The following is a 19,303-nucleotide window of genomic DNA, read 5'->3' as shown; positions in this document are numbered from 1 at the left end:
CTACGCATGCACTCGAGAACTAGGCTAGGCCCGTGAGCGCTCCTGCAGACCCGATTGAGGCTGTTTCTCAGCGACTGGAGAGATTCACGGCGCAGCAGCGACATGCCGCGGGGGCATGGGGGGATGAAGCGGCCGGTTTTGTGCAGTCGGCGGCGGACGCCGTCGGCGGCGGAAAGCGGCTGCGCGCGCGGTTCTGCCTCACCGGATGGCGCGCCGTGGCCGAGCATGGCGACGGGCGTCCCGCGTCGGTCACGGCGGACGCCATCGCCGCCGCGGCCGCTCTGGAGATCTTTCACGCGGCAGCGCTCGTCCACGACGACATCATCGACAATTCCAACACTCGCCGCGGTCGCCCTGCAGCGCACCGCGCTTTCGAGGCGGGCCATCGTGACGACCGCTGGGCGGGCGATGCCACCGCCTTCGGCCGCTCGGCGGCGATCCTCCTGGGCGATCTCCTCGTCGCGTGGAGCGACGACCTGCTCGAGGAAGGGATCCGGGAGAGCATTCATGCCGCCGAGGCCCGAGATGTCTACGCACTGATGCGCCGCGAGGTGACGGTGGGTCAGTTCCTCGATCTAGCAGAGGAGGCAGCCTACCTGACCGCACCCGACGGCGCGCAGGCGAAGCGGGCGTTGCGCGTGGCGTCATTGAAGTCCGCACGGTATTCGATCGAGCATCCACTCCTGCTCGGTGGTGCCCTTGCCGGCGCCACCGCGGTGCAAGCCGCCGCACTGAGCGGCTTCGGCCATCCCCTGGGACTCGCCTTCCAGCTGCGTGACGACGTTCTGGGCGTGTTCGGTGACAGCGCCGTGACCGGCAAACCATCCGGCGATGACCTGCGCGAAGGCAAGCGGACGCTGTTGATCGCCTACGCCCGCGAGGGTCTGGCGCCCGGTGCGCGCCGCGTCCTGGACGAGCTGATCGGCGACCCGACGCTGGACGATACCCAAATCGCAGCCCTCCAGCAGACGATCATCGATTCCGGCGCACTCGCGCGAGTCGAGGAGCACATCGTGCGATACGCCAAGGACGGCGACCGGGCGCTGCGCGGCGCCCCACTGGGAACATCGGCGGTCGGCCTGCTCCGTGACTTGGCCCGCGAGGCCACGGTCCGCACCGCCTGAGCTGAGGGGCTCAGCCGAGGGTCTGGGCCACGCGCCGCACTTCTGCCTTGCGTCCGTCCCGCAGAGCCGCGATCGGCGCGCGGCCGATGGTCTCGTCGTGCCCGAGGAGCCAATCAATCGCCTCATCGTCGGTGAACCCGGCATCCTGCAGGACGATCACGGTGCCGCGCAGCGACGAAAGCGGATGGTCATCGACGACGAACACCTCGGGCACCGCGAACAGACCGGTCCGCCGAGACCCGATCAGGTGCTTGTCGTCGAGGAGGCGACGCACGCGCCCGAGAGGTTCGCGGAGTCGCTCCACGAGGTCGGGAAGCGTGAGCCAATCGGTCGGGGTCGCTGCGGGTGTCTCACCAGTCACTCCTCCACTATTCCACTGCACGGGTGGCTTTCGGCGCAGTGACGATCCAGCACTCCTGGATCCCAGGGTGAGCCGTTCCCGCGCCGCACAGGGTCCGATCCGTAGAATCTCGTAGGTGAGCACGAGCCAGCAGACGGATCCGCTGATCGGCCGTCTGGTGGACGGCCGCTATCGAGTCCGCGCTCGCATCGCCCGCGGAGGAATGGCGACGGTGTACGTCGCCACCGATCTGCGTCTGGAGCGCCGCGTTGCGCTGAAGGTCATGCACGGTCACCTGTCGGACGACGCCGTCTTTCAGAGCCGATTCATCCGGGAGGCGCGCGCCGCGGCGCGGCTCGCCGATCCGCACGTCGTCAATGTGTTCGACCAGGGTCAGGACGGCGAGCTCGCCTATCTCGTCATGGAGTACCTCCCGGGCATCACCATGCGCGAGCTCCTGAGGGAACAACGCCGGCTCAGCATCCCTCAGACGATCACCATCATGGATGCCGTCCTGTCCGGCCTCGCGGCCGCTCACCGCGCCGACATCGTGCACCGCGATGTCAAACCCGAGAACGTGCTGCTGGCGGAAGACGGTCGGATCAAGATCGGCGACTTCGGACTGGCCCGGGCGACGAGCGCGAACACGGCGACCGGCCAGATGCTTCTGGGCACGATCGCCTACCTCGCCCCCGAGCTCGTGACCCGCGGTACGGCCGATGCCCGCAGCGACATCTACGCCCTCGGCATCATGCTCTACGAGATGCTCGTCGGCGAGCAGCCGTACAAGGGCGAGCAGCCGATGCAGATCGCCTACCAGCACGCGACCGAATCGGTGCCGCGCCCCAGCGCGAAGAACCCAGGTGTACCGGAACAATTCGACGAACTCGTCATGTGGGCGACCGAGCGCGAGCCGGACAATCGGCCCACCGATGCCCACGTCATGCTTGAACGCCTTCGAGAGATAGAGAAGGAGCTCGGCGTGTTCCCGCACGTCGTGCGCACCGTCGCCCCGGGCGTCACCCGCGAAGACGACGCTTTCGACTCCGGCGGGATGACCAAGATCATACCCGGCACCTTCACGGCGCCCACCGTGACAGACGCCACCGACAACGCGACCCGTCTGCTGGTGCGGACACGTCGCAACTCCGTCAAGGGAGGCTGGCTGATCGCGGTCGTCGTCGTGCTGGCAGGTCTCGCCGGCAGCGCTGGCTGGTGGTTCGGATCGGGACCGGGCTCCCTCGTCGCCGTCGCCGACGTCTCGGGCCGCTCCATCGAAGATGCCACCGCGTTGCTGGCCGGCCAATCGCTCGCCGCGATCCCCGCGGAGGACTACAGCCGCGATGTGCCGGCAGGGCAGGCGATCGGCACCGATCCCCCCTCGGGGACCCGGGTCGAGCGGGACAGCGAGGTGACCGTCGTGATGTCGCTCGGCCCGGCATCCCGCGCCGTCCCCGCGCTGGCCGGGATGAGCGTCGAGTCTGCGACGTCGACTCTCGCGGACATGTACATCACCCCCTCCGGCGACCCGGCGACCTTCTTCACCGATTCCCCGAACGGCACGATCATCGGCGCGCGGATCACTCCGCCCGACGGCGGCGAGGCCGCCGATTGCACGAACGGCTGTGCGGCGCTCGAGGGATCGACGGTGAGCTTCGACGTATCGCTCGGCCCCATCCCCGACGTGGTCGGCGAAACCGTCGACACGGCGACCTCGACCCTGAAGGCCGTTCAACTCGAGACGGGTGTCGTGGAGGAGTTCGACGACGACGTCGACGAAGGCATCGTCATCCGCATCGGCGATCATGAGGGCAGCTTGCGCCCCGGCGACACCGTCACGCTCGTCGTGTCGAAAGGCCCTGAGCTGTTCGAAGTGCCGACCGTCGTGGGGATGACGCGCGACGAGGCCAAGGACGCGCTCGACGCGGCCGGGTTCACCTACTCCTACTCGCGCCTGTGGGATGCCTGGCCCGACGGATTCACCAACGTGAACAGTCAGGACCCGGAGGGCGGCGCTCTGCGCGCGAAGGGTACGACGATCACGCTGCAGCTGACCGTCACCGGCTGACGCGTTCCCTCCCCCGTGCCGAGGCTCCACCGCGCCCGGGCCCGATGCCGCAAGACACCGGCTATGCCCCGAGACACCGGGTGCGGACCGGTGTCTCGGGGCAGGGATGGTGTCTCGGGGGTAGGCCGTCGGCGGGAGGGCGGGGCGGGGCGCAGCGCGGGATCAGCGCTTCTCGAGCTCCTCGGCGACCAGGAAGGCGAGCTCGAGGGACTGCTTGTGGTTCAGGCGCGGGTCGCACAGGCTCTCGTAGCGCGTCGCGAGGGTGGCCTCGTCGATGTGCTCGGATCCGCCCAGACACTCGGTGACGTCATCGCCGGTCAGCTCGATGTGGATGCCGCCCGGAAACGTCCCGACGGCGCGATGCGCCTCGAAGAATCCGCGCACCTCATCCACGACATCATCGAAGCGGCGGGTCTTGTACCCGGTGGGCGTCGTCATGCCGTTGCCGTGCATCGGGTCTGCGACCCACAACGGAGTGGCGCCGGAATCCTTCACTGCTTGCAGCAGCGGCGGAAGCGCATCGCGGACCTTGCCGGAACCCATCCGCGTGATGAAGGTCAGGCGGCCCGGCTCACGATCGGGATCGAGCTTGTCGATCAGCTGCAGCGCCGCCTCCGGCGATGTGGTGGGCCCGAGCTTCACTCCGATGGGGTTGCGGATCTTCGAGAAGTAGTCGACGTGCGCGCCATCGAGCTCGCGCGTCCGCTCCCCGATCCACAGGAAGTGCGCCGAGGTGTTGTAGGGCGTCAAGGTGCGCGAATCGACGCGCGTCATCGGGCGTTCGTAATCCATCAGCAGGCCTTCGTGTCCCGTGTAGAACTCCACACGCTTGAGCTCGTCGAAGTCGGCACCGGCCGCCTCCATGAACTTGATGGCACGATCGATCTCGGTCGCCAGGCGTTCGTACTGCTGGTTGGCGGGGTTCTCCGCGAAGCCGCGGTTCCAGCTGTGCACTTCGCGCAGGTCGGCGAAACCACCCTGCGTGAATGCCCGAATGAGATTGATGGTCGAGGCGGCCGTGTGGTACCCCTTCAGCAGCCGGTTCGGATCGGGCTGGCGCGCAGCCTCGGTGAAGTCGAAACCGTTGACGATGTCACCCCGGTACGCGGGCAGGGTGACATCGCCGCGCGTTTCGGTGTCGCTCGAGCGGGGCTTGGCGAACTGGCCGGCCATGCGGCCCATCTTCACCACGGGCATGGATGCGCCGTAGGTGAGGACGACGGCCATCTGCAGTACAGTCTTGATCCGGTTGCGGATCTGCTCGGCGGTGGCCCCGGCGAAGGTCTCGGCGCAGTCGCCACCCTGGAGGAGGAAGGCCTTCCCGGCCGCGGCGCGCGCGAGTCGCTCACGCAGGATGTCGACTTCGCCGGCGAACACGAGCGGCGGCAGCGTCGAGATCTCGTCCGAGACCGCCGCGACCGCGTCGAGATCGGTCCAGCTCGGCTGCTGTTTGATCGGGAGCGAGCGCCAGTGATCGAGGTCGTCGTGCAGAGTGGGCATCCGGCCAGTCTAGTGGCGGCACCCTGCGGGTGGATGCCGCATCACGCCGCGTGCGGTGCGCTCGCGGGCGGTCGGGCGACTGTCCTTCACGGTCGACGCGTACACGTCGTGGTGTCGCCGGCCTCCGAATCGCTGAAGCGGGACCATGACACGGGCTTCGAGAGCCATCCGCGCTATCTCCGTACGGCCGCGATCCAGGGCCGGAAGACGGCTCTCAGGGTCGGCCCGATCGCGAAACATGTAAGGAGCCGGTATGACCGTCTCCGGTCCGGATGCAGACGTTGAGCACCCGGCTCCCCGCGGTACTGGGTGTCACCTATAATTGGACTCGATTCCATCGTCATCACCTGACGCCACCCGGTAACAAAGGAGCTGCCGCCATGAGCGCCGTCCAGTTCGAACTGCCCGCGATCGTCCCCGCCGATCCGCAGGCGAACATCGCCGATCTTCTCGTCAATCGCGTGAAGGCCACGCCGTCACGCGCGCTGTTCTCCGTCCCCGACGGTGACGGTTGGCGCGACATCACCGCGGCGGAGTTCGAGCGCCAGGTGATCGCCCTGGCGAAGGGCTTCTGCGCCGCTGGCATCGAGCCGGGTGACAAGGTCGCGTTCATCGCCCGAACGACCTATCAGTGGACTCTGGTCGACTTCGCGCTGCTCTACGCGGGAGCGGTGATGGTGCCCGTCTACGAGACGAGCTCGGCGTCGCAGATCAGCTGGATCTTCTCCGACTCAGGTGCCACCTGGTGCATCGCCGAAACCGAGGAGCATGCGGCGCGCATCTCGGAGATCCGCAGCGAAGTGCCCCTCCTCCGCCACGTCTGGATGATGGACGCCGGAGACCTCGACGCGCTGACGGCCGAAGGCACCGGGATCGCGGATGAAGAGATCGTCCGTCGCCGTTCGCTCGCCGTCGGAAGCGACATGGCGACGCTGATCTACACGTCCGGTTCGGTCGGGCGTCCGCGGGGGTGCGTTCTCACCCACAGCAACTTCGTCGAACTCAGCCGAAACGCGGCCGCCGCGCTGGACGATGTGCTCTCGGTGCCGAACGCGTCCACGATCCTCTTCATCACGACAGCGCACGTCTTCGCCCGGCTGATCTCGATCCTCTACATCCACGCGGGCGTCAGAACGGGGCATCAGCCCGATACGAAGCAGCTTCTGCCGGCGCTCGGATCCTTCAAACCGACGCTTCTGCTGGCCGTTCCGCGCGTCTTCGAGAAGGTGTACAACTCCGCCGAGCAGAAGGCCGAAGCCGGTGGCAGGGGCAGGATCTTCCGCGCCGCGGCCGAGACCGCGGTCGAGCACTCCCGCCTGCTGCAGGAGGGCAAGAGGATCCCGCTGGGCACGAAGATCAAGTTCGCGCTGTTCGATCGGCTCGTCTACAGTAAGCTGCGCGAAGCCATGGGCGGCCGGGTGACGTATGCGGTGTCCGGATCGGCTCCGCTGGGTGCGCGACTCGGGCATTTCTTCCACAGCCTGGGCATCTCCATCCTCGAGGGATACGGGCTGACCGAGACGACGGCGCCGGCGACGGTCAACCTCACGACGAAGTCGAAGATCGGCTCGGTCGGCACCGTGCTTCCGGGCGTCGGCGTCCGCCTGGCGGATGATGGTGAGATCGAGGTCCGCGGAATCAATGTCTTCAAGGAGTACTGGCGTGATCCCGACGCGACAGCGAACGCGTTCGACGGCGAATGGTTGCGCACCGGTGACATCGGCGCGTTCGATGACGAGGGCTTCCTGACGATCACGGGCCGCAAGAAGGAGATCATCGTCACAGCGGGCGGCAAGAACGTCGCTCCCGCTGGTCTCGAGGATTCGATCCGCGCGAACCCGATCGTCGATCAGGTCGTCGTCGTCGGCGATCAGAAGCCGTTCATCTCAGCCCTGGTGACTCTCGACGCGGAAATGCTGCCGACCTGGCTCGCCAACAACGACCTGCCCACCGACATGTCGCGGACCGACGCCGCCGTCAACCCGAAGGTGCGTGAAGAGGTGCAGCGCGCGATCGACACCGCCAACAAGCAGGTCTCGCGCGCTGAGTCGATCCGAAAGTTCGTCATCCTCACGACGGAGTGGACGGAGGCGTCCGGGCATCTCACCCCGAAGATGAGCATCAAGCGCAGTGTGATCCTGCAGGACTTCGCCGACGTGGTCGAAGCCCTTTACCACACACCCGAGTCGGTCGCGAGTACCCCGCTCACCCGCTGATGCGACCATGCTCGGCGTACCCTCGCGCCACCTCCGCGTGGGTTCGCCGGGCGTGAACCTCAGAACCAGGAGCTCTCGCGGATTTCACGCATCGCCTGGCGCCGGCTCTCGGCGGGAAGCCGGTCGAGGTAGAGCTTTCCGTCGAGGTGATCGGTCTCGTGCTGCAGCGCCTGAGCAAGAAGGCCTTCACCTTCCAGCACCACCTCGTTACCGTCGAGATCCGTGCCGACGACCTTCGCCCACGGGTATCGCAGAGCGTCATGCCACAGGCCGGGGACCGACAGGCACCCTTCACCCACGAGCTGCGGATCCCCCGAAACCTCGACGAGGACCGGGTTGAGTACATAGCCGATGACGCCGTCGATGTTGTAGCTGAAAGCCCGTAGGCCGACTCCGATCTGCGGGGCTGCGACGCCCGCGCGCCCGGCGGGTTGAACGGAATCGAGGAGGTCGCGCACGAGCGCGCGGATGCCGTCGTCCACAGCCTCGATCGGCGCACTCGGCGCGCGAAGGACCGGATCGCCGAAGAGACGGATCGTGCGGACCGGCATCAGACGGCAGCCGGGACCCGCAGGCCCTCTACGACGGTCGCGGCGAGCTCACGCGCCGCCTGGCGAGTCTCGGGCTGGAGGCCCAGGAACGAAATGGTGCTCCCTGAGGCGATGTGGGGATCGTATGGAACACGAACGACGGCGCGGACACGGCTGCCGAAATGAGTCTCGAGCTCGCCCGCACGCACGAGCGGAGCGCCCGGACGGGCCGTGTTGAGCACCACGACTGCGCGCCGCACCTGGTCGGCGAACCCGTTCGTCTCGAGCCAGGTGAGCGTCTCGGCGGCCAGCCGCGCTTCGTCCACGCTCAAGCCGGCGACGATCACCAATTCGTCAGCCCGGTCGAGCGTCGCCTCCATGACGGAATGCACGATTCCGGTGCCGGTATCGGTCAGCACGATCGAGTAGAAGTGCGCCGCAATCTCTGCGACCTGCAGATAGTCGGCGTCGCTGAAGGCTTCCGACACGTGTGGATCGGTTTCGGACGCGAGCACATCCAGACGCGTCTCGTCGCGGGCCACGATGCGTGAGATGTCGTTGAAGCCGCGGACATCCGCGCGGGCGCGGACGAGATCGCGGACGGTCTGACCGCTGGGCCGTCCAATCCGATCGGCCAGCGTGCCCCGGTCGGGATTGGCGTCGACGGCGATGACGCGGTCGTCGCGCGCATCGGCGAGGGCCATGCCGAGCAGCGTCGTCACCGTCGTCTTGCCGACACCCCCCTTGCGCGAGAGCACAGGGACGAACCGTGCCCCACCGGTCAGGGGGCCGGCGATTCGCCGGTCCAGATCCTTGCGGTCACGAGCGCGCTTGCTGTCGCCGAGGTTGATGCGACGGCCGGAGAGGGTGTAGACGATGTGCGGCCAGGTTCCCTCAGGCTCGGGGCGGACGACGTGGGCCGGATCAAGCAGCCGGTCGGGGGTCAGCAGATCAGAACTCTCGCGATCGGCCTCGAAATCGCCCAGGCGCCGTGATTGCAACGCGACCTCCGCCGCGTGCGGCCGAATCCGCTCATGACTGTCAAGGTCGCGCTTGGCGGCGACGTCGACGGTCGGCTCGGCGGCGACCGGGGCCTGGGCGTCGTCGAGCACGACATCATCGTCGTCGAAATCATCCCGGTCACCCGGTGTCGACACCGCGATGTCCACGTGCGCAGTGGACCCGTCGACGATCCCCACCCCCGAGACGTCGACGCTACCCGAAGGGGTCAGGACACCGTTCTCGGAGTCGTTCGATGAGTTCTCGTCATGGTCATGGCTCACGGTGCACTCTCCCAGAAGGTCATCGGATGCCGGGCATCCAGCAACCCAGGCTACTCGGCGGGCCGGACGACGACCAAAAGGTCGCCTGCTTCGACCGCTGTCGTGCCGGTGATCGCGAGGCGCTCCACCGTGCCGTCGACGGGAGCGGTGATCGCCGCCTCCATCTTCATGGCTTCGATCGATGCGATCGGCTGACCCGCCCGTACACGGTCACCCACCGTAGCCTTGATCGTCACCACACCGGCGAACGGAGCCGCGACCTGGCCGGCCTTGCTCGTGTCGGCCTTCTCGACGGTGACCTTGTCGATCTTGATCGATCGGTCGCGCACCCAGACGGGGCGCAGTTGCCCGTTCAGGGTGGTCATGACGGTGCGCATTCCAGCGGCATCCGGCTCACCGATCGCCTCCAGACCCACGTACAGCTGCACTCCGGGGTCGATCTCGGCGACGTGCTCCTCTCCGGGCTTCAGGCCATAGAAGTAGTCGGGTGTGCCGAGGGCGGACAGGTCTCCGTAGGCCGCGCGATGAGCTTCGAACTCCTTGGCCGGACCGGGGAACAGCAGACGGTTGAGCGTACGGCGGCGCGTCGCGCCATCACCGGCGAGACCCAGCTGCTCATCAGCCGTCAGCGCCGCGACGTCGATCTTGATCTCGCGTCCGGCCAGGACTTTCGTACGGAACGGCTCCGGCCAGCCCCCGGGCAGGTCGCCGAGCTCGCCGGCCATGAACCCGATGACCGAGTCAGGGATGTCATAGTTCTGCGGATTCTGCTCGAAATCATCCGGGTCGGCCTTCGCCGCCACGAGAGCGAGGGCGAGGTCCCCGACGACCTTCGACGACGGCGTGACTTTGGGGATCCGTCCGAGGATCCGGTCGGCAGCCGCGTACATGTCCTCGATGCGCTCGAAGTCATCGACCATGCCCAGCGCCATCGCCTGCTGGCGCAGATTGGAGAGCTGCCCCCCGGGTATTTCGTGGTGATAGACGCGCCCGGTGGGGCCGGGGAGGCCCGACTCGAACGGGCGGTACAGCTGGCGGACCCCCGCCCAGTAGGGCTCGAGATCGCTCACCGCCTGCAGCGACAGGCCGGTGTCGCGGTCGGTGTGCGCGAGCGCGGCCACCAGGGCGGAGAGCGACGGCTGGCTCGTCGTCCCGGCCAGCGGTGCCGCGGCGGCATCCACCGCGTCGGCTCCGGCAGCGCTCGCGGCCAGCAGTGTGGCGAGCTGGCCCCCAGCGGTGTCGTGGGTGTGCACCTGAACGGGCAGATCGAAGCGTTCCCGCAGCGCACTGACGAGCGTCGCGGCCGCAGCAGGACGAAGCAGCCCCGCCATATCCTTGATCGCGAGCATGTGCGCGCCGGACGCGACGATCCGCTCCGCGAGCTTCAGGTAGTAGTCGAGAGTGTAGAGCTGCTCAGCGGGATCCAGCAGGTTGCCCGTGTAGCAGAGCGCCACTTCGGCGACGGTGGTTCCCGTTTCGAGCACGGCGGTGATGGCGGGGACCATCTGATCGACGTCGTTGAGCGCGTCGAAGATGCGGAAGATGTCCACGCCGGACCCGGCGGCTTCCTTCACGAAGGCGTCCGTCACCGCCGTCGGCCGCGGGGTATAGCCGACCGTGTTCCGCCCGCGGAGCAGCATCTGGATGGGGATATTGGGCATCGCGTCACGGAGTGCCTCCAGCCGCTCCCACGGGTCCTCCGCGAGAAAGCGCAGCGCCACGTCGTACGTCGCGCCGCCCCATGCCTCCACGGACAGCAGCTGCGGCGTCATCCGCGCCACGTGCGGGCCGACGCGTACGAGGTCGCGGGTGCGCACGCGGGTCGCGAGCAGCGACTGGTGCGCATCGCGGAAGGTGGTCTCGGTGACGGCCAGAGCGGTCTGAGCACGCAGCGCTTCCGCGAACCCGGCCGGACCCAGCTCGCGCAGCACCTGACGATTTCCGCGGGGAGGCTGAGACGTCAGATCCATGATGGGCAGCTTGCTGCCCGGCGAGACCGACAGCGGCTTCTCACCATATGGACGGTTGACGGTGACGTCGGCGAGCCAGTTGAGAAGTTTCGTGGCACGGTCGCGCGACGGGTTGGCCGAGAGCAGTTCGGGTCGCTCGTCGATGAAGGATGTGGAAAGATCCCCCGCGACGAACGCGGGGTCGTCGAGGACGGCTCGAAGAAACGGCACATTGGTCGACACGCCGCGGATACGGTACTCCGCCAGGGCTCGCTTGGCACGCGCGACGGCGGCCGGGAAGTCGCGGCCCCGGCACGTGAGCTTGGCCAGCATCGAATCGAAGTACGGGCTGATCTGCGAACCGGCCGCCGTCGTGCCGCCGTCGAGACGGATGCCGGCGCCGCCCGGCGAACGATACGTCGTGATCCGCCCCGTGTCGGGACGGAACCCCTGCGCCGGGTCCTCCGTGGTGATGCGGGTCTGCAGAGCCGCCCCACGCAGGTGGATGTCTTCCTGATGAAGGCCGAGTTCGCCGAGCGTCGCACCCGCCGCGATGAGCATCTGGGACTGGACGAGATCGACGTCGGTAACCTCTTCCGTGACGGTGTGCTCCACCTGGATGCGAGGGTTCATCTCTATGAAGACGACCTCGCCGGCGCGAGGACCGGCGGTCTCCAGCAGGAACTCGACCGTGCCGGCGTTGACGTAGCCGATCGAGCGGGCGAAGGCGACCGCGTACGCGTGTAGCGCGTCGCGGATCGCGGGATCGAGATTCGGCGCAGGAGCGATCTCGATGACCTTCTGGTGCCGGCGCTGCACCGAGCAGTCGCGCTCGAACAGGTGAACCGTCTCGCCGGCGGCGTCCGCAAGGATCTGGACCTCGATGTGACGCGGGCGCATGACGGCCTGCTCGAGGAACACGCGGGCGTCCCCGAAAGCGGCACCGGCCTCCCTCATCGCCTCGGCTATGGCGGGCGGAAGCTCGGCAAGGGTCTCGACGCGCCGCATGCCGCGCCCACCGCCACCCGCGACAGCCTTGACGAAGATCGGGAACCCGATCTCGGCGGCCTGCGCGACGAGCGCGTCCACGTCATCCGCGGCGGCGGTCGAGCGCAGCACCGGCACGCCCGCTGCGATCGCATACTCTTTCGCGGTGACCTTGTTTCCGGCCATTTCGAGGGCGCGGGACGGTGGACCGATGAACGTGATGCCGTTCTCGGCCGCGCGCGCGGCGAGAACGGGGTTCTCAGACAAGAATCCGTAGCCGGGGTAGATTGCGTCGGCCCCGGAGGCGAGTGCGACGCGGATGATCTCCTCGACATCGAGATAGGCGCGGACCGGCCGCCCCGGCTCCCCGATCTCGTACGACTCATCCGCCTTCTGGCGATGCAGCGACCCGCGATCTTCCCAGGGAAAGACCGCCACCGTGCGTGCGCCGAGTTCGACGGCCGCTCGGAAGGCGCGAATCGCGATTTCCCCGCGGTTGGCAACCAGGATCTTGCGGAACATGCACACCTCACTGGGATGCCGGGGCTCCAGTGCATCGAGCCACCGTCGGCGGGCTGAGTACCCTCACAGCCTAGGGGACGGTAACGTGGTGCCTCGTGCACGTACTTTCCGTCAGCTCCCTCAAGGGTGGCGTCGGCAAGACCACCGTGACCCTCGGCCTCGCCTCAGCAGCGTTCGCCCGCGGGGTTCGAACTCTTGTCGTCGACCTCGACCCGCAGTCTGACGTGTCCACGGGGATGGACATCCAGGTGGGCGGACGCCTCAACGTCGCCGATGTTCTGGCGAATCCGAGGGAGAAGGTCGTCCGCCAGGCCATCACCTCGAGTGGGTGGGCGAAGGTGCACCCAGGCACGATCGATGTCATGATCGGGAGTCCGTCCGCCATCAACTTCGACGGCCCGCACCCGAGCGTCCGCGACGTGTGGAAACTCGAGGAGGCGCTCGCGACGATCGAGGCCGATTATGACTTGGTGCTCATCGACTGCGCTCCCTCACTGAACGCTTTGACCCGCACCGCGTGGGCGGCGTCGGACCGCGTCATCGTCGTCACCGAACCCGGCCTCTTCTCCGTCGCCGCTGCGGACCGCGCCCTCCGGGCGATCGAGGAGATCCGGCGGGGTCTCTCGCCGCGTCTGCAACCGCTCGGCATCGTCGTCAATCGCGTGCGCCCTCAATCGATCGAGCACCAGTTCCGCATCAAGGAACTGCGCGACATGTTCGGCCCATTGGTACTCTCGCCCCAGTTGCCCGAGCGCACATCGCTCCAGCAGGCGCAGGGAGCGGCCAAGCCGCTGCACATCTGGCCGGGCGACTCGGCGCAGGAGCTCGCGGGCGATTTCGACGCGCTCCTGGATCGCGTCATGCGCACGGGACGCATCGTCGGCGGTGAACAGCGCGCCTGAGTGAAGCGGCTGCTCGAGATCAGGCGGAGCGTTGCGTGCGGCGCGCGGCGAGCTCATCGACGGGGTCCGGCATTTGCGCGTCGAAGTCGAGCAGGGTCGACTCCACCTCGTGGAGCACTTTGCCGACTGCGATGCCGAAGACACCCTGGCCGCGGCTGACGAGGTCGATCACTTCGTCGTTCGACGTGCACAGGTACACCGATGCTCCATCGCTCATGAGCGTGATGCCAGCCAGGTCGCGGATGCCGGCGGCGCGCAGCTGCTCGACCGACGTGCGGATCTGCTGCAGCGAGATGCCGGTGTCGAGCAGGCGCTTGACGAGCTTGAGCACAAGAATGTCGCGGAAGCCGTAGAGACGCTGTGAGCCCGAACCGCTCGCCCCGCGAACGGTGGGTTCCACCAGCTCGGTGCGGGCCCAATAGTCCAGTTGGCGATAGGTGATCCCGGCCGCTCGAGCAGCGATCGCACCGCGATAGCCCACCTCGTCGTCCATCTGCGGCAAGCCGTCGGTGAAGAGCAGGTCCGTGGCGAATGGTGTGTCGCCGAACGCGTCATGCGCGGTCATCGTGGCCTCCTGCGGTGCGGTCGGGATGCTCCCACGCTAGAGGAGCCGGAGCCCACCGGCAACGACATCCGAGCGGACAGGTGTGGCGTGTCGCGACGGGTCATCACGGAGTCAGCCGATCCAGCGCGGTCTGGACGAACCCGGCACGCACATCGTCGATACGGCGGAGCAGCTCCGGCGCGATCTCGTTCGCGCGGGCACGGGACCCGGCATCCGTCCGGCGCAGGAGCGGCGCCAGCGCACTCTCGACGAGCGCGACGTCGCGTTCCGCCGCCTGCCGGATCGTGCGCAGATGCCGCGGCTGGATGCCGTGCGACTCGAGCGCGACCAGCGCGCGCAGCAGAGCCAGCGCGCGGTCGTCATACGTTTCCGCCGCCACGAGCAGACCCGACGCGACGGCGTCGCCGAGCAACCCGGCTTTCGCGCCGGATGCGGCCAACAGCTCGTCGCGGCGGTACCGACGCGGAACCTCCAGGATCGACGGAGGGACCACAGCGCCGTCCTCGGCGTCATGCACATCGAGATACTCACGGATGCGGGCGAGCTTGAAGTCATGATCACGCTGGAGAGTGAGCGCCGTCCTCAATCTCTCGAGGTCCGACGGCGAGAACTTACGGTAGCCCGACTCGGTGCGCACCGGCGTGACGATGCCCTGGACCTCCAGGAAACGGAGCTTGCTGGCAGTGAGCTGGGGGAACTCGGGGGCGAGGCGTGCGAGCACCTGGCCGATGCTGAGGTGGCCCGTCGCCGCTGAACGACTTCGGGGGGATGGCGCCGGCGTCACGCGCCGGTCACCTGACCGCGGTCAAGTGGGGCGACGAAGAAGTTCAATCGGAACTTGCCCACGCGCACCTCGGCGCCGTCGCTGAGCAGGGCGCGGTCCACGCGTTCCCCATTGACGTAGGTCCCATTGAGCGAGCGCTGATCGACGAGTTCGAAGATGCGGCCCGTGCGCGTGATCTCAGCATGCCGACGCGAGACGGTCACATCGTCGAAGAAGATGTCCGCCTCGGGGTGCCGCCCCACCGTCGTGACATCTCCGTCGAGGAGGTAGCGGGCACCGGCCGTGGGGCCGGAGCGCACGAGCAGCAGTGCCGAGCGCGACGGGAGGGCGTTGATGGCCTCGATCTCGACGTCGGTCAGATCGATGCCGAACGGGACGAAGGACAGATCGGAGTCGTGTCCGAAGGTCTGCGTCGTGTCGGCAGGGCCGCCATCGACGTCGCGGTGGATGCCCGCGGGCAGGTCGAGCCCGTCGCCCTCCGGTCCGGCCGGGCGACCGATTCGATCGTTGTCCTCCACGTTGTCCTCCTCCGTCTCACCCTAACGGATCGGCTCCCACTGGGTAGGCCTCACCGGGATCAATCCGCCCCCGAGGACTAGGCTGAATACATGCCTCACTACAACGTCGTCATCCTCGGTGCCGGCCCTGGCGGCTATGTCGCGGCTGTGCGTTCCGCTCAACTGGGCCTTTCCACCGCCGTCATCGAAGAGAAGTACTGGGGCGGTGTCTGCCTCAACGTCGGTTGCATCCCCTCCAAAGCGCTCCTGAAGAACGCCGAGGTCGCGCACACCTTCACGCACAAGGCCGACCTCTTCGGAATCTCCGGCGACGTCTCGTTCGACTTCGGCGTCGCGTGGGATCGCAGCCGCACCGTTGCCGAGACGCACGTCAAGGGCATCCACTTCCTGATGAAGAAGAACAAGGTCACGGAGTACGACGGCCATGGTGCGTTCGCGGATGCGAACTCGATCGTCGTGACGAAGGCGGATGGCTCCACCGAGAAGGTCACGTTCGACAATGCGATCGTCGCGACCGGCTCGACCGTGCGGCTTCTGCCGGGCGTCACGCTCAGCGAAAACGTCGTGACCTACGAAGAGCAGATCCTCTCACGCGACCTGCCCGCCTCGATCGTCATCGTGGGTGCGGGTGCGATCGGCATGGAGTTCGCGTACGTGATGTCGAACTACGGCGTGAAGGTCACGATCGTGGAGTTCCTCGACCGCGCGCTGCCCAACGAGGACGCGGATGTTTCGAAGGAGATCGCGCGCCAGTACAAGAAGTACGGCATCGAGATCCTCACCTCCACCAGAGTCGACACGATCGTGGATGCCGGTGACAGTGTCACCGTCACGTACACGGCCAAGGACGGCTCGCACGGGTCGCTCGAGGCCGACAAGGTCCTCATGTCCATCGGATTCGCTCCGCGCGTGGAAGGCTTCGGCCTGGAGACCACCGGAGTCGAGCTCACGGAGCGCGGAGCGATCGGCATCGACGACTACATGCGCACCAACGTTCCGCATATCTACGCGATCGGCGATGTCACCGCCAAGCTGCAGCTCGCCCACGTCGCCGAGGCGCAGGGGGTCGTGGCTGCAGAGACCATCGGCAAAGCGGAGACACAGGCCCTGGGCGACTATCGAATGATGCCACGTGCCACCTTCTGCTCGCCGCAGGTCGCCTCGTTCGGCCTCACCGAGCAGCAGGCCCGCGACGCCGGATACGACGTCAAGGTCTCGAAGTTCCCGTTCTCGGCGAACGGCAAGGCCAACGGCCTGGGCGAGCCGATCGGCTTCGTCAAGCTCATCGCCGACGGACAGCATCTCGAACTGCTCGGCGGACATCTGATCGGTCCGGACGTCTCTGAGCTTCTTCCCGAGCTCACCCTCGCGCAGAAGTGGGATCTCACGGCCCACGAAGCCGCCCGCAACGTGCACACGCATCCGACGTTGTCGGAAGCGCTGCAGGAGGGTTTTCACGGCCTCGTCGGTCACATGATCAACATGTGAAAGACCTCACGGAGTCGTCTCGCACTCCCCCTCGTCGCGCGCTGGTTCCGGTCAGACACCCAGCGCGCGGGCGAGTTTCGAGTCGGATGCCGCCACCCGGCCACCGGCTCGCTCAACCGCGGCCGTGGCCGCGTCGAGTAGCGCAACGCGAGCGGCCGCGTCGGCCGGGGCCGCGGGACCGAGTTCGAACTCCCACTCGCGCCAGGTCGACACTGTGCCGCGTCGCTCGTCCGTCGCGTGCACCCGGTCGTCCACGAACTCGGCGATGAGGCGTCCATCGGCATCGGTCAACGCATAGGCGACACGCGCACTGCGGATACGAGCAAGCGCCGTCAGCGTGCCGGGTGCGATCTCGGACACGGCTGAGGCCACGGCGTCGGGAACCACGACACCATCCCTGTCATCAAGGGGCCAGTGAGTCTCGACGCGGCCGCCATCGGCGCGGCGTGGACCCTTGATGTGCCATCCCTCGTCCGGCCCGCCCGATCGGCGGCGAAGCGCGTACCCGGCGCGACCGAGAGCGGCATCGGCGACATCGAGATATCGCGCGTCGAGGTTGCGGCGCTCTGGCCCGTCGACTCGCGCGACACCCGGCAGACCGGTCCAGTCCGGCAGCGGCGTCTCTTCGCCGACGTCGAACTTCAGCTCGATCTCGACCGAGGCGGCGCCGCGGGCTTCGGTCACTCGTCGTGACCATCCAGATCGGGATTGATGTCGTCCTGCGCCTCTACGAAATGAAACGCCGCCGTGGTCGGCCCGTCGCTGTCGCCGGTGCCCTCGAGAGCGCCTCGGCGCTCATAGACGATCTGGGTCTCGCTGTATGGCACGATCAGCCGCGTGAGGCTGTCGTCGTCGAGGGGAAGCACCTGCCCGTCGAGCGGACCTCCGTGCAGTCGTGCAATGGCCATCTGAACCTCCTCAGCCCACCCTATCGCCCGGGGTGCCGCACGCCGGTCCTGACCGCTTCAGTGAGTCGGGAACCCGAGACTGATCTGGCTTTCGCTGGGGTCGGGCCAGCGGGTGGTCACCACCTTGCGTCGCGTGTAGAACGAAAACGCCTCGGGCCCGTACATATGCGTGTCACCGAAGAGCGAGTCCTTCCATCCGCCGAACGAGAAGGCACCGATCGGCACCGGAATGGGCACGTTGATGCCGACCATACCCACCTCGATGTCGTACTCGAACTGGCGCGCTGTCTTGCCGTCGCGGGTGAAGACGGCCGTGCCGTTGGCGTAGGGGTTCGCGTTGATGAGGGCGACAGCCTCGTCGAAGCCGGGGACGCGGACGACCGAGAGCACCGGGCCGAAGATCTCCTCATCGTAGACGCGCATGCCGGGGGTGACGCCGTCCACCAGTGAGGGGCCGATGAAGAAACCTTCTCCATCGAACTGCCGCTCCCGTCCGTCGACGACGACGCGCGCGCCCTCGGCGGCGGCACCGGCAACGAAGCTCGTGACACGGTCGAGCGCGTCCTGAGTGATGAGCGGGCCCATGTCGCTGGTGGGATCGAATCCGTCTCCGACGGTGAGGCCGGCGATCCGCTCCGCGACCTTGTCCACGAGCGGGCCCGCCACCTCGCCCACCGCGACGACGACCGAAACAGCCATGCAGCGTTCCCCCGCCGAGCCGTACGCGGCAGAGACAGCCGCATCGGCCGCGGCATCGAGGTCGGCATCGGGCATGACGACCATGTGATTCTTGGCCCCGCCGAGAGCCTGGACGCGCTTGCCGTTCGCAGCGGCGCGCGCGTAGATGTAGCGGGCGATCGGGGTCGATCCGACGAACGAGACCGCACGGATGATCGGGTCGTCCAGAATCGCGTCGACCGCTTCCTTGTCACCATGGACGACGTTGAGGATGCCCGCCGGGAGCCCCGCCTCTGCGAACGCCTCCGCCAGCCACACGGCCGCCGAAGGGTCGCGCTCGGAGGGCTTCAGGATGACGGCATTGCCCGCGGCGATGGCCGTGGTGACCATCCAGAGCGGCACCATGGCAGGGAAGTTGAACGGCGTGATGCACGCGACGACCCCGACCGGCTGACGCACCTGGTGCACGTCGACACCGCCCGCGACCTGCTCCGAGTAGTCGCCCTTGAGGTGGTGCATGAGGCTCGTGCAGAACTCCACATTCTCCAGCCCTCGGGCCACTTCGCCGAGCGCGTCGTCGACCGTCTTGCCGTGCTCCGCCGTGATGATGCGGGCCAGCTCGTCGGCGCGAGACGAGATGATCTCCCGCAGACGGAACATCACCTGCTGCCGCTTGCCGAGAGCGGTGTCGCGCCAGCCGCGCTGCGCCGCCTGCGCGGCTCGCGCGCTCGCGCGCACGAATTCGGCCGACGCGAGGACGACCTCGCCGGTCCGCCTCCCGGTCGCGGGATTGAAGACGGGGCCGCGGCGACCGCCGGTGTCGGCGATTCGGCGTCCGCCGACGAAATGCGCGACCGTCGTGAGACCAGCGTCAGTGCGGGTGGGTGTCTCGATGCTCATGGTGTTCTCCTGCTCCGGCTGAGTCAGGCTAGGCGCCCAAG

16 protein-coding genes are annotated in these 19,303 nt (G+C 67.5%); 5 read left to right on the top strand and 11 right to left on the bottom strand.

Annotated features, from left to right (window positions below):
• The first annotated feature begins 32 nt into the window (after positions 1 to 32).
• Positions 33 to 1,124 (top strand): polyprenyl synthetase family protein, encoded by a 1,092-nt coding sequence (locus QZV81_RS04540; RefSeq protein WP_292833167.1) that lies wholly within the window; start codon positions 33 to 35, stop codon positions 1,122 to 1,124.
• A gap of 10 nt (positions 1,125 to 1,134) precedes the next feature.
• Here QZV81_RS04540 and QZV81_RS04535 read toward each other — a convergent pair whose 3' ends face one another.
• Positions 1,135 to 1,485, bottom strand: coding sequence for an Rv2175c family DNA-binding protein (locus tag QZV81_RS04535; RefSeq protein ID WP_292833164.1), 351 nt, complete (start codon positions 1,483 to 1,485; stop codon positions 1,135 to 1,137).
• A 115-nt stretch (positions 1,486 to 1,600) separates the two neighbouring features.
• On the opposite strand from QZV81_RS04535, the gene pknB reads away from it, so the two are divergent.
• The gene (pknB, locus tag QZV81_RS04530) at positions 1,601 to 3,532 is read left to right on the top strand and encodes a Stk1 family PASTA domain-containing Ser/Thr kinase (RefSeq protein ID WP_292833161.1); all 1,932 of its coding nucleotides are present in this window, start codon (positions 1,601 to 1,603) and stop codon (positions 3,530 to 3,532) included.
• A gap of 162 nt (positions 3,533 to 3,694) precedes the next feature.
• On the opposite strand, the gene QZV81_RS04525 is transcribed toward pknB, so the two are convergent.
• The gene (locus QZV81_RS04525) at positions 3,695 to 5,032 is read right to left on the bottom strand and encodes a class II 3-deoxy-7-phosphoheptulonate synthase (protein ID WP_292833158.1); all 1,338 of its coding nucleotides are present in this window, start codon (positions 5,030 to 5,032) and stop codon (positions 3,695 to 3,697) included.
• A gap of 380 nt (positions 5,033 to 5,412) precedes the next feature.
• On the opposite strand from QZV81_RS04525, the gene QZV81_RS04520 reads away from it, so the two are divergent.
• A complete protein-coding gene (locus QZV81_RS04520; RefSeq protein ID WP_292833155.1) occupies positions 5,413 to 7,248 on the top strand; it encodes an AMP-dependent synthetase/ligase in 1,836 nt (611 codons plus the stop codon).
• A 59-nt stretch (positions 7,249 to 7,307) separates the two neighbouring features.
• Here QZV81_RS04520 and def read toward each other — a convergent pair whose 3' ends face one another.
• The 3 genes from def to QZV81_RS04505 are packed head-to-tail and all read right to left on the bottom strand — an operon-like array spanning position 7,308 to position 12,519.
• Entirely contained in the window at positions 7,308 to 7,799 is a 492-nt protein-coding gene (def, locus tag QZV81_RS04515; protein WP_292833152.1) for a peptide deformylase, read from the bottom strand.
• The gene (locus tag QZV81_RS04510; RefSeq protein ID WP_292833149.1) at positions 7,799 to 9,061 is read right to left on the bottom strand and encodes a MinD/ParA family protein; all 1,263 of its coding nucleotides are present in this window, start codon (positions 9,059 to 9,061) and stop codon (positions 7,799 to 7,801) included. Before QZV81_RS04510 ends, def begins: the two co-directional genes overlap by 1 nt.
• 50 nt (positions 9,062 to 9,111) lie before the next feature.
• Positions 9,112 to 12,519, bottom strand: coding sequence for a pyruvate carboxylase (locus tag QZV81_RS04505; RefSeq protein ID WP_292833146.1), 3,408 nt, complete (start codon positions 12,517 to 12,519; stop codon positions 9,112 to 9,114).
• Between the two features lie 95 nt (positions 12,520 to 12,614).
• Here QZV81_RS04505 and QZV81_RS04500 point away from each other — a divergent pair, with 95 nt between their 5' ends.
• A complete protein-coding gene (locus QZV81_RS04500; RefSeq protein WP_292833143.1) occupies positions 12,615 to 13,421 on the top strand; it encodes a ParA family protein in 807 nt (268 codons plus the stop codon).
• A gap of 19 nt (positions 13,422 to 13,440) precedes the next feature.
• Here the strand turns inward: QZV81_RS04500 and QZV81_RS04495 are convergent, their stop codons facing one another.
• The 3 genes from QZV81_RS04495 to QZV81_RS04485 all read right to left on the bottom strand — a co-directional run bounded on the left by QZV81_RS04495 (position 13,441) and on the right by QZV81_RS04485 (position 15,231).
• On the bottom strand, positions 13,441 to 13,986 hold the full coding sequence (locus QZV81_RS04495; protein ID WP_292833140.1) for a MerR family transcriptional regulator: 546 nt from the start codon (positions 13,984 to 13,986) through the stop codon (positions 13,441 to 13,443).
• Between the two features lie 103 nt (positions 13,987 to 14,089).
• Positions 14,090 to 14,770: a MerR family transcriptional regulator gene (locus QZV81_RS04490; RefSeq protein WP_292833137.1), complete on the bottom strand. Its 681-nt coding sequence runs from the start codon at positions 14,768 to 14,770 to the stop codon at positions 14,090 to 14,092.
• The gene (locus QZV81_RS04485; protein WP_292833280.1) at positions 14,767 to 15,231 is read right to left on the bottom strand and encodes an FHA domain-containing protein; all 465 of its coding nucleotides are present in this window, start codon (positions 15,229 to 15,231) and stop codon (positions 14,767 to 14,769) included. Before QZV81_RS04485 ends, QZV81_RS04490 begins: the two co-directional genes overlap by 4 nt.
• 147 nt (positions 15,232 to 15,378) lie before the next feature.
• Here QZV81_RS04485 and lpdA point away from each other — a divergent pair, with 147 nt between their 5' ends.
• The gene (gene lpdA, locus QZV81_RS04480; protein WP_292833134.1) at positions 15,379 to 16,776 is read left to right on the top strand and encodes a dihydrolipoyl dehydrogenase; all 1,398 of its coding nucleotides are present in this window, start codon (positions 15,379 to 15,381) and stop codon (positions 16,774 to 16,776) included.
• A gap of 51 nt (positions 16,777 to 16,827) precedes the next feature.
• Here the strand turns inward: lpdA and QZV81_RS04475 are convergent, their stop codons facing one another.
• From QZV81_RS04475 to QZV81_RS04465, 3 genes are read right to left on the bottom strand one after another with little or no spacing between them, the layout of a single operon-like run.
• Entirely contained in the window at positions 16,828 to 17,460 is a 633-nt protein-coding gene (locus tag QZV81_RS04475) for a CYTH domain-containing protein (RefSeq protein ID WP_292833131.1), read from the bottom strand.
• Complete coding sequence (locus QZV81_RS04470) at positions 17,457 to 17,684, bottom strand: response regulator (protein ID WP_292833128.1); 228 nt, start codon at positions 17,682 to 17,684, stop codon at positions 17,457 to 17,459. Before QZV81_RS04470 ends, QZV81_RS04475 begins: the two co-directional genes overlap by 4 nt.
• A 57-nt stretch (positions 17,685 to 17,741) precedes the next feature.
• Positions 17,742 to 19,262 (bottom strand): CoA-acylating methylmalonate-semialdehyde dehydrogenase, encoded by a 1,521-nt coding sequence (locus QZV81_RS04465; RefSeq protein ID WP_292833125.1) that lies wholly within the window; start codon positions 19,260 to 19,262, stop codon positions 17,742 to 17,744.
• Between the last annotated feature and the right edge of the window lie 41 nt (positions 19,263 to 19,303).

The organism is Microbacterium sp. (assembly GCF_011620665.1).
Classification (GTDB): Bacteria; Actinomycetota; Actinomycetes; order Actinomycetales; family Microbacteriaceae; genus Microbacterium.
Note: the sequence above shows the minus strand (reverse complement) of the source record. Positions and strands in the feature narration are given on the sequence as shown.

What these genes read in the sequence shown, in the direction of transcription:
- QZV81_RS04525 (WP_292833158.1), bottom strand. Translation starts at nt 5,032, where the DNA reads ATGCCCACTCTGCACGACGACCTCGATCACTGGCGCTCGCTCCCGATC.
- QZV81_RS04520 (WP_292833155.1), top strand. Translation starts at nt 5,413, where the DNA reads ATGAGCGCCGTCCAGTTCGAACTGCCCGCGATCGTCCCCGCCGATCCG.
- def (WP_292833152.1), bottom strand. Translation starts at nt 7,799, where the DNA reads ATGCCGGTCCGCACGATCCGTCTCTTCGGCGATCCGGTCCTTCGCGCG.
- QZV81_RS04505 (WP_292833146.1), bottom strand. Translation starts at nt 12,519, where the DNA reads ATGTTCCGCAAGATCCTGGTTGCCAACCGCGGGGAAATCGCGATTCGC.
- QZV81_RS04495 (WP_292833140.1), bottom strand. Translation starts at nt 13,986, where the DNA reads ATGACCGCGCATGACGCGTTCGGCGACACACCATTCGCCACGGACCTG.
- lpdA (WP_292833134.1), top strand. Translation starts at nt 15,379, where the DNA reads ATGCCTCACTACAACGTCGTCATCCTCGGTGCCGGCCCTGGCGGCTAT.
- QZV81_RS04470 (WP_292833128.1), bottom strand. Translation starts at nt 17,684, where the DNA reads ATGGCCATTGCACGACTGCACGGAGGTCCGCTCGACGGGCAGGTGCTT.
- QZV81_RS04465 (WP_292833125.1), bottom strand. Translation starts at nt 19,262, where the DNA reads ATGAGCATCGAGACACCCACCCGCACTGACGCTGGTCTCACGACGGTC.